Raw genomic sequence first — 9,018 nt, 5'->3', positions numbered from 1 at the left:
ATATACCATCCTAATTCCACTAGTGAAATAGGAGACTTTGCATCGGGTAAAAAATTTAGTAAGATTTTATCGGATAAATTTAAAGCATTTAATTCCCATTCAATATGCTCTTTCATCTGAAAATCATTAAACTTATTATGCTCTATTCTTGTAGGCTCAAAGAAATGAACTTGACTTCCCATTTCCCTAATCACTTTTTCTCTCCAATTTCCAGCCAAATGATAATCTATACTTCCTGCTAAAAAGTAATATTTTTTGTCTTGTTCTTTTAATGGTAACTTAATTTTTGATGTATAGACTATATTAACTACTCTCTTTTTATTCAGAATAAAATTTTTTATTCAAAATTTGTTCTCGATACAATCCCTATAGCTATCGGGATTACTCGAACTTACATCGATATTAGGTTTTAAATAATTTATAATCTTCTTTTCTTTTTTATCAATCGATACGGACTGTGATTTCGACCTCTTTCCTCTGGATATAAGGTTTGTACTTCATCGCTTTGCCAAATGGTTTTGGTTTCTATATCTAAAGCACTTAGTTTTCCATTAAAGGCGGCTCCTGTATCTATATTCCAAACGCTATTAGCATGTATAGGTTTATCGGAATTATAGCGTAATGTTGGTGTATGCCCTATGTATATTTCTTTGTATAGTTTTAAGCGTTTTGGATATATAAAATCTGACTTTTCTATAGTAACATCCATGGTTACTGCCATTTCCCAAAGGGTTCTATCGAAATAATAATTAGTAGGAAATTTTTCTTGTTCTACGCCATGTAAAGAAGTAAATCCTGCGTGAATATATAAACGGTTTTCGGCATCTATGTGGTAGAGTTTCATACGCTCGAAAAAGTTAAGGTGTTTTAGACGGTCTTCTGCTGTAAAAAGCTTGTAACTTTCCATGGTTTCTTTTCCGCCGTGCGCTAACCAAACGGCTTCGCCTTCTCCTGTTCGTAACCAATCTTCGCACCATACATCGTGATTTCCTTTTATAAAGATGCAATGGTTTTGTTCTGATAATTCTATTAGGTATTGTATTACTTGTGCCGATTCGCTCCAACCGTCTACATAGTCTCCTAAAAATATTAGTTTATCGCTTTTTGTTAGTTGTAAGCGTTCTAAAAGCTGGGTTAGTGCTTTTAATCCGCCATGTATATCTCCTATTACTAATGTTCTCATCTGCTACTCTTTTCTATTTTATGCCAATGGTGTTATATTATACTTGTTTGTTTTGACATTTAATATTTGCTACCATAATTATCTTGTTTTCGATACACCAAATCACAGATTTGGCACTCAAACTGACGATAATTATTTCTTTATTGCACTTTATTATCTTATAACTATTAAAGCGTCACTTCAAGTGAAATCTTGATAAAGATTTTGTATCGAGAAGTGTTAATCTCTACGCTTTAGTTTCATTTCTCATTACTTCTTCAAAGAGCATTAAAAACTCAAAAGCGGTTCCTCGATAGGAATGAAATTGTTTTTTGTCTGCAAAATTTTTGGTAAAACTATTGTCTTCTAAATTAACATCTATAACATGTCCGCCATATCTTAAGGTTTGTTCTACTAGTCTGTTTGGCAAATTGGTTGCTCCCGAACTTCCTAATATCATTAATAGACTGCTATTTTTAGCTAATTTAAGTGTTGTATCTAGTTTAAAGTTTCGTTCATTGTAATATTCATCGAACCATAAAATATTTGGTCTGGTATGGTCTCCACATTCAGGGCAAAATAACAATTGTTTTTCATCGTAAGTTAAATCTTCGTCTATTGCTTTTAATGTAATACTTTCTGGTATTTTATAAACTGTTTTTGTACAATCTGTTGCACATCGCATTTCTCTTAAATTACCATGTATTTCGTATATGTTTTTAGAGTTTGCTCGTTGATGTAAATTATCTATGTTCTGGGTTATTATGTGTGCTCTATTTTTTAATTGTTGTTCTATTGCTACTAATTTATAATGCGCTTCGTTAGGTTTAACTTCGGCAAACATTTTCTTTCTAAAAAACGTGTATTGCCAAACTTCATCTGCATTGTTTGAAAAATGCTTAAAGGTTCCAAAGGATTCTGGTTTATAGTGTTTTGTTCCTTTTATCCATATACCGTCTGTTCCTCGATACGTTGGTATTCCACTTGCTGAGGATATTCCTGCACCTGTTAAAAAGGTGATGTTATTCCTTCTTTCTCTATTTAGTCCTGTTTGTAGTATGTCTTGTATTGTTTTCATTCTATTTTATACATTACATCTGTTCGTAATACATATTTTACACCTTCTAATAATTCTTTGCCTTCGTGTCTGTGCGGATGATGGAATAGTAATGCTGTTCCTTTTTTTGGTGTTACTGTAAATAGTTTTCTAAACTCTGTTTCTCCGCCTTCGAAATCGTCATTTAAATAGATGATTAGCGAAAAGAAACTACAGTCTTTATCGTTTCGTTTATAGCTTCCGTCTCTATGCATTTTAAAGCGTTGGCCTTTGGTGTAACGGTATATTCTAAACATTTCGTTTAGTCCATATCTTGTAAATAAACCCATCTCTTCTGGAACATATTGTTTTACGCGTTGCCAAAGGGTTTCGGCTAAATCGGTATTAAAGAATAGTATTCTATCGTTATTACGCACGCCTTTATTCATCACTTGTACGCCTCCACTATTTATTTTAGCTTCTTCAAATTCTTGGGTGCTACTAAAGGCGATATGTGCATCACATTCTTCTGAAGACAAAAAGTCTTCTACTAAAAATATGGTTGGATGTAATTCTATTTTTTTCATATTCATTTCCCGTGGAAACGGAAATTTTAGTTAGTACAAAATATATTCTGTATTAAACTGTTATACATTTATATTTTAAAATTTGTTCTCGATACAATTCCGATAATTATCGGAATCTCTCGAACTGACGTTACTATTTATTATTATCTATTAAATATTAAACGAGCAGTATTACTATTTTTTAGTGTTCTTGTTTTAGTTTTTAAATGCTATAAATTCTGCTGGTACTGCATCTGTTAACCAAACGCCATTTTCCGATTGATAAAATGTATAGCCTTTATCGTGCATGTCTTTTGCTCTTATGCTTAAAATAATGGCTTGCCCTCTTCTGCTTCCTACTTTTACTGCGGTTTCTAATTCGCTTGTTAGATGTACGTGTTGCCTGCTCATTTTTTGCAGTCCGTTTGTTTTTATAGCGTTTATAAATTTACCTACGGTTCCATGATATAAATACGCTGGTGGTTCTAAGGCATCCAATTTTAAATCTATTGTTGTGATTGAGTGTCCTTGGTTTGCTCTTATTTTTGTTTTATCGTCGTTAAATGCAAAGCGTTTTTTATCGTTTGTTTCTACAATATCTTCTAAATTTTCCTTTGAGAACCTTACATTTCTTTTATTGGCTTTTGTTATTAGTTCGTTGATGTCTGCCCAACCGTTTTCGTCTAATTCTAATCCTATTTTATCTGGGTTATGCCTAAGGATTAGGCTTAAAAATTTACTGATTCGTTTTTTATTTTTGTCATTCATTTTAGTTGATAGGTTTTCCGTTTAATATATCTTTCTGCATTCTTCCTATTGGCATTCTGTATACTGGTATTTTTATATTATAGTGTTTTATGCCTTCTTTTATTTTTTGGTCTATGTCTTTTATATCGTATCTTGAAGAGAAGTGTCCTAGAATTAATTGTTCTATTGAAATATTCGCTACCATTTCTAGCACTTCTTCTAAAGAACTGTGTTTGTTTTTATTGTTTTTTGTTTGTGTTTCTTCCTTAGTTAAAAAGGTGGCTTCGTGTATTAATGTTTTGCAGTTATCATATTTTGAATAATCGAATACTGGTGTGTCTCCCGAATAGATTAGTACATTGATTTCTTCTTTTTCTTTTATATAATTGTCTCCTTTTTCTGCTTTTAATGCTACAATGGCTTTCCCGCTTAAATTGGAAAACTCAGTTTTTAATTTATGCTTGGTTTCTATAACTTTATAGGATAAACTTTTTAATTGTCCTGGCACATCTATATGTTTGTTTTCGAAGCCTTGCACAGAATAACCGTTTTTAATTGTAATAGCTTCTTCATTTTGTAATGGCTTCCAATTGGCTTTATTAATGTGCGGGTCGAATAGTTCTAAGAATGCATTAAGGTGTTGAAACGAGTTCGCATCTTTTGGATAATGAATGTTTAAACTTGTTTTTGAAAACAATTGGTTGTACTGAAACAGTCCTGTTAAATGATCTCTATCGGCATGTGATACAAATACGTTTCTAATTTTTCCTGCTTTTCCTAAAAGGTTAGATACAACGCCATCTCCTGCATCGAATAGTATACCGAGTTCTTCTATAAAGTACCACGTTGCGAATAATGCTGTGGAGTAGCCGTGTAGTGTTAGTTTCATTATATTCCTGCGAAAGCAGGAATATAATCACTACTTTCTTTTTAATTTTGTTATTGTTTCTTTTGTTCTCGATACGATTCCGATAGCTATCGGAATCACTCGAACTGACGTTATAGGGCTATTTTAAAAGTAAAATTGTTGAACTATGATTTTTACGTTATTCAGTTAATAACGCTCTATAACATTCATAATTTTCATCATCGAAGCAAACAAACACTACTTTTTCTATTGTTTCGCTATTGTATTGTTTAACTGTACTTATAGCTATTTCTGCTGCTAATACTTTTGGAAACTTATATATTCCTGTACTTATGTTAGGGAATGCTATAGAAGTTAAACTATTGTCTTCTGCTAGTTTTAAACTGTTTTTATAGCAGTTTGCTAATTGTTCTTTTTTTTCTTCTATTCTACTGCCTTTATTATATACTGGTCCTACTGTGTGTATTACTTTATTGGCTGGTAAATGTCCTGCGGTGGTTATTACTGCTTCTCCTGTTTTACATTTGCCTTGCTTGTTTCTTATAGCTTTACAATCTTCTAAAATAGCTTGCCCGCCAGCACGATGGATAGCGCCATCAACACCGCCTCCTCCTAATAGCGAAGAGTTGGCGGCATTAACGATTGCGTCTATTTCTAATGTTGTTATATCTGCTTTTATTAATTCGATTTTCATCTCTTGTATTTTTAGTTACTTATAAAAAATACTGTCTTCCCATTTTTCAACATTGCTTATCCATTGCTTTGGAATGTTTTCTTCTTTTGAAGACATAATACTTATTCCTCCTGCTATCGCACAAGTTGTATCACGATCTCCTAATGCCGAAACGGTATTCCATAATGTACTTTCAAAATCGTTTATATTATGGTATACATTCCACAATGTTAATGGTACTGTATCTTGTGCCGTCATTTTTGTTCCATTTCCTAACGCTGATACAATTGTTTTTACATGGTATGACTTTGGTAACGTTTTAATTTTAATCAATTTATACTTTAAATCACTTTCTGGCGTATATTCTATAACTTCATTAAGCCAATTGTCTTTATCTGTAAAATTCTCTTCTCTTACACAAATTGCGGTTGCTATTGCTGTACTAATTGCACCTGCTACAGCTTCTGTATGATAATGTGTTATTTCACAGGATAGCTTTGCTGCTTCTGTTACTTTTTTTAAATCATCATTAAAGTAAGCTCCTACTAATGCTACACGCATTGCGCCTCCATTTCCCATAGAGCCTTGACCGTTAAAACTCGCTTTAGAAATCTCTAACCAATTACCGTTTTCTTTTATATTCATTAACTTTCTGTGCATAGATGGCCCGTAACCTCTATGTCTATCGTTAAAATAATTCTCAGCAAATTCTTGAGCTATATAATCTTGGTTAATATCATTAAATTGCTCTAATGATTTTAATAATGGAATAGCCATAATGGTATCGTCTGTATATCTCCATTGCGTTTCTGGAATCTCTTGATTAGAGAGTGCTAATTCTACAATATCTCTTTCTCTAAAAAAACTATCACCAAAGGCATCACCAACAGCTATTCCTGTTAAAGATTTTTGTGCTAATTGTATTCGTTCTGCTTTGGTTATATTTTTCATTTTAATCGTAATCGTTTATTTACCTCATCATTCCTACTAAAATAGGGCTTCTCTTCTGGCACTATTAATTTCTCTAATTCGTTATTTAAAACGTGTTGGTGTTGTGTTCTTACAAATTCTGAAATATCTTCTATTTTAATAATATCTTTTGTTGCATAGTTTACTATTTCCTCGTCTCTAACGCCTATTTGTATTGCTCGGCGTTCTATTTTTGCTCCGTAAGGATCATGGTCTGGATCCCATTGTAAACGTACAGATGAGTTTTTCACTTCGGTTTTCCAATCTTCTAGACTTAGGTATAAGTCTTCTTGAAAATTGGAATACACCGCTTTACTTAAATAGCGTTCAAAGGCTTCTCGTTTTAAGTGTACTGCTAATACGACTTCTTGTCCTTCTTTTGTGCCCCAACCATTTCGATACATCATCCATAAAAAATTGGGTTTTATCCAAGTCATTCTGGTATATTTAAAGTCGCCTCCAAAATATTGATTGCGTACTGCAAAATTACCTTTAGATGGTCTGTATGATTGGTATACTATGATTTCTTCATCATTGTATTGTGCCATGATATAATGTCCTTTCTCTGGCCATTCTTTTAGTTGTTCTGTGTATGATTTTATATTTAGTTTCATGTCATTGCTGCGAAGGCAGGAATCTCGTTTAGATATCCTACTTTCTATTTTTTTAATATTATTATTTGCAACTTATTTAGGTATTAACTCTTTATACAAATATGTCATTCCTGTTGTTGCATTTTCTTTTAAATGTACTGCTCTACCATTAAAATTGAAGTCTGTATCATTTGGGTTTATAACTACCAATGTACATTCTGCCGAGATATTATTTACCAAACCTGCTGCTGGGTAAACTTGCATGGAAGTACCTATTACTATTAAGATATCTGCTTCTTTTACTATTTTTTCAGCCTCTACCATTAAGGGTACATCTTCGCCAAACCAGACAATATGTGGTCTTAATTGCGCATTGTCTTCTGCTTTATCTCCTATATTAATATCTCCATCTTGCGAGTAGATTAATTTAGCATTATTAGAGGATCTTGATTTATTTAATTCTCCATGTAAATGCAACACATTTTTAGAACCTGCTCTTTCATGTAAATCGTCTATGTTTTGGGTTATAATTTGCACGTTATAAAACGTTTCTAAATCTTTTATTAGTTCATGTGCCTTATTAGGTTTTACGTCTTTTAACTGTTGACGTCTTTGGTTATAAAAGTCTAGAACTAATGCTCTATCTTTTCGCCATCCTGCAGGGCTCGCGACATCTTGTATACTGTGATTTTCCCATAATCCATCGCTGTCTCTAAAGGTTTGTATACCGCTCTCTGCGCTTATTCCTGCTCCACTAAGTATTACTATATTTTTCATTTATTTTTTTAATTTTTTAGTTTGCCAATTTGTGACTGCACCAACGGATGCGATGCATTTTTAAATTGACTTCCAATACATACTTTAATCACTTTAATATCTCCAACTATATTTGTATTGAATGTTTCTAAATCTTCTGCTGGCACCCATAATTCGTTATGAATTTTTCCACCTACATTTTCTACTTTATATTTTAAATATTCGTCTTCTGTTATTTTAAATTCTGTTACAAAACCTAAGTAATTTCCAAAAGCATCTTTTGTATTCCATTCTGAAGCTATTTGCGTAGCATATTCTTCATTTAGAACAGGATAGAAAATAGGCTGTTGTTCTAATCTTGGTGGAAAGGTTTTAAAATTACTTTCTGCTATTAAAATCAGTTCTTTCTCTCCTACTGGTCTATATAATGTTACTGTTTTCATTCCTTTATTACTATATCTTTCAACTTCATTTGCTCTACTTCATCACTTTCAATAGTTTTAAAACTATCTGTTGTAAATACTTTAGTAAACTTTTCATTTAAGGTTTTAAATCCTTTATTAAAAATACCGTGACTTACTGCTAGGTATAAATCGCCTGCATTTTTTTCTTTTAGTGCTTCTGCTAAGCCTAAAAATGTACCACCGCCATCGCAAATATCATCTACGATTAAACACGTTTTTCCTTTTAAATCGTCTTCATAAACTTTAAAACCTTCAAGTGTTCCATTCTTTACATTTCTTTTTTTAGAGCATTCTATTACTGGAATGCCTCCTAAATATTCAGACACTTTATAAATTTTCTTTAACGCTCCACCATCTGGTGATACTAAAACAAGGTCTTTTCCTATTGCTTTTATTACTTGTTTTATAAAACTGTGATTGGTTATTACTTCACAATTATTTAATACAGCCGAAGTCACTTCGGAATGCGCATCGAAAACTGTGACTTTGTTTAGCTTTAAATGATTTAAAAGTTCGGCATACACTTTTACAGATAAGGGTTCTCCTTTTACCATAACTCGATCTTGTCTTGCTGCTGGAAAATACGGGATGAATACATTTATCTTTTCTATATAAAAACGTTTTAAAGCATCTATAGCTAAAAGCAACACACCAAAATCGTTAAACGATTGCACTCGTGTGGTTACTGTTACTTCTTTTACAGTAGATAAATCTTCATTTATTTTTATATGTGGTTCTCCTCCTGAAAAGGTAAACGATTGAAACGATATACTATTTTCGGTACCAAAAGGTGTAAATTGAGCATCTAAATTTAAATACATTTGCGTTATTTTTACACAAATGTATATTATAATTATAAAGTGACAAAATATTTTGTGTAAAATTTACACAAACTTTATTTCGAAGTGAAATCCATCCTTGGCTAAAGCCTTGTATTTATTGGTGTTAAAGCGAAATAATTTTGCCGGACGACCGCTTCCTGTTTGACTCATTTTTCCTGTTTCTTCTATAACACCAAAGCTCATTAGCTTTTTTCTGAAGTTTCTACGGTCGATATCTTTCCCAAGAATAGTAGTATATAAGTGTTCTAAATCTGAAAAGGGGAAGGATTTATTTAATAAGTCAAAACCTATTGGTTGGTAGTGTAATTTCGATTTTAATCGTGTTTTTGCTAGGTCTAAAAT

General features: G+C 32.3%; 13 protein-coding genes. All 13 read right to left on the bottom strand.

Going from position 1 to position 9,018, the window contains the following annotated elements:
- A partial coding sequence (locus ACVC2P_RS19745; RefSeq protein ID WP_452600169.1) for a nucleoside 2-deoxyribosyltransferase domain-containing protein occupies positions 1-218 on the bottom strand: 218 nt, incomplete at its 3' end.
- 200 nt (positions 219-418) lie between these two features.
- A complete protein-coding gene (locus ACVC2P_RS19740; RefSeq protein ID WP_452600168.1) occupies positions 419-1,183 on the bottom strand; it encodes a metallophosphoesterase family protein in 765 nt (254 codons plus the stop codon).
- Between the two features lie 226 nt (positions 1,184-1,409).
- Positions 1,410-2,240, bottom strand: coding sequence for an SIR2 family NAD-dependent protein deacylase (locus ACVC2P_RS19735; RefSeq protein ID WP_452600167.1), 831 nt, complete (start codon positions 2,238-2,240; stop codon positions 1,410-1,412).
- Positions 2,237-2,785 (bottom strand): prolyl hydroxylase family protein, encoded by a 549-nt coding sequence (locus tag ACVC2P_RS19730; RefSeq protein WP_452600166.1) that lies wholly within the window; start codon positions 2,783-2,785, stop codon positions 2,237-2,239. The genes ACVC2P_RS19735 and ACVC2P_RS19730 overlap by 4 nt, the downstream gene beginning before the upstream one ends.
- 195 nt (positions 2,786-2,980) lie before the next feature.
- On the bottom strand, positions 2,981-3,532 hold the full coding sequence (locus ACVC2P_RS19725; protein ID WP_452600165.1) for an RNA 2'-phosphotransferase: 552 nt from the start codon (positions 3,530-3,532) through the stop codon (positions 2,981-2,983).
- A 1-nt stretch (position 3,533) separates the two neighbouring features.
- Positions 3,534-4,400 carry an MBL fold metallo-hydrolase gene (locus ACVC2P_RS19720; RefSeq protein WP_452600164.1) on the bottom strand — a complete coding sequence of 289 codons (867 nt, stop codon included), beginning with the start codon at positions 4,398-4,400 and terminating at the stop codon, positions 3,534-3,536.
- Positions 4,401-4,557: 157 nt separating this feature from the next.
- The gene (locus tag ACVC2P_RS19715; RefSeq protein WP_452600163.1) at positions 4,558-5,073 is read right to left on the bottom strand and encodes an O-acetyl-ADP-ribose deacetylase; all 516 of its coding nucleotides are present in this window, start codon (positions 5,071-5,073) and stop codon (positions 4,558-4,560) included.
- A gap of 15 nt (positions 5,074-5,088) precedes the next feature.
- Entirely contained in the window at positions 5,089-6,003 is a 915-nt protein-coding gene (locus tag ACVC2P_RS19710) for an ADP-ribosylglycohydrolase family protein (protein ID WP_452600162.1), read from the bottom strand.
- Positions 6,000-6,635, bottom strand: a complete 636-nt coding sequence (locus ACVC2P_RS19705) for a DUF4291 domain-containing protein (protein ID WP_452600161.1) — start codon at positions 6,633-6,635, stop codon at positions 6,000-6,002. Before ACVC2P_RS19705 ends, ACVC2P_RS19710 begins: the two co-directional genes overlap by 4 nt.
- A 72-nt stretch (positions 6,636-6,707) precedes the next feature.
- Positions 6,708-7,391 carry an SIR2 family NAD-dependent protein deacylase gene (locus ACVC2P_RS19700; RefSeq protein WP_452600160.1) on the bottom strand — a complete coding sequence of 228 codons (684 nt, stop codon included), beginning with the start codon at positions 7,389-7,391 and terminating at the stop codon, positions 6,708-6,710.
- An 8-nt stretch (positions 7,392-7,399) separates the two neighbouring features.
- Positions 7,400-7,813, bottom strand: a complete 414-nt coding sequence (locus ACVC2P_RS19695) for an ADP-ribosylation/crystallin J1 (protein ID WP_452600159.1) — start codon at positions 7,811-7,813, stop codon at positions 7,400-7,402.
- Positions 7,810-8,655 (bottom strand): ribose-phosphate diphosphokinase, encoded by an 846-nt coding sequence (prs, locus tag ACVC2P_RS19690; protein WP_452600158.1) that lies wholly within the window; start codon positions 8,653-8,655, stop codon positions 7,810-7,812. The genes ACVC2P_RS19695 and prs overlap by 4 nt, the downstream gene beginning before the upstream one ends.
- A 63-nt stretch (positions 8,656-8,718) precedes the next feature.
- On the bottom strand, positions 8,719-9,018 hold a 300-nt coding region (locus ACVC2P_RS19685), incomplete at its 5' end, for an NUDIX hydrolase (RefSeq protein ID WP_452600157.1).

The sequence above is a fragment of the Pontimicrobium sp. MEBiC01747 genome (genome assembly GCF_053601635.1).
The sequence above is the reverse complement of the archived record's forward strand: the minus strand, read 5'-3'. Positions and strand labels throughout refer to the sequence as shown.

Bases quoted from the DNA above. Each gene is read 5' to 3' on its own strand.
- ACVC2P_RS19715 (WP_452600163.1), bottom strand. From the start codon at position 5,073: ATGAAAATCGAATTAATAAAAGCAGATATAACAACATTAGAAATAGAC.
- ACVC2P_RS19705 (WP_452600161.1), bottom strand. From the start codon at position 6,635: ATGAAACTAAATATAAAATCATACACAGAACAACTAAAAGAATGGCCA.
- ACVC2P_RS19740 (WP_452600168.1), bottom strand. From the start codon at position 1,183: ATGAGAACATTAGTAATAGGAGATATACATGGCGGATTAAAAGCACTA.
- ACVC2P_RS19695 (WP_452600159.1), bottom strand. From the start codon at position 7,813: ATGAAAACAGTAACATTATATAGACCAGTAGGAGAGAAAGAACTGATT.
- ACVC2P_RS19730 (WP_452600166.1), bottom strand. From the start codon at position 2,785: ATGAAAAAAATAGAATTACATCCAACCATATTTTTAGTAGAAGACTTT.
- ACVC2P_RS19700 (WP_452600160.1), bottom strand. From the start codon at position 7,391: ATGAAAAATATAGTAATACTTAGTGGAGCAGGAATAAGCGCAGAGAGC.
- ACVC2P_RS19725 (WP_452600165.1), bottom strand. From the start codon at position 3,532: ATGAATGACAAAAATAAAAAACGAATCAGTAAATTTTTAAGCCTAATC.
- ACVC2P_RS19720 (WP_452600164.1), bottom strand. From the start codon at position 4,400: ATGAAACTAACACTACACGGCTACTCCACAGCATTATTCGCAACGTGG.
- prs (WP_452600158.1), bottom strand. From the start codon at position 8,655: ATGTATTTAAATTTAGATGCTCAATTTACACCTTTTGGTACCGAAAAT.
- ACVC2P_RS19735 (WP_452600167.1), bottom strand. From the start codon at position 2,240: ATGAAAACAATACAAGACATACTACAAACAGGACTAAATAGAGAAAGA.
- ACVC2P_RS19710 (WP_452600162.1), bottom strand. From the start codon at position 6,003: ATGAAAAATATAACCAAAGCAGAACGAATACAATTAGCACAAAAATCT.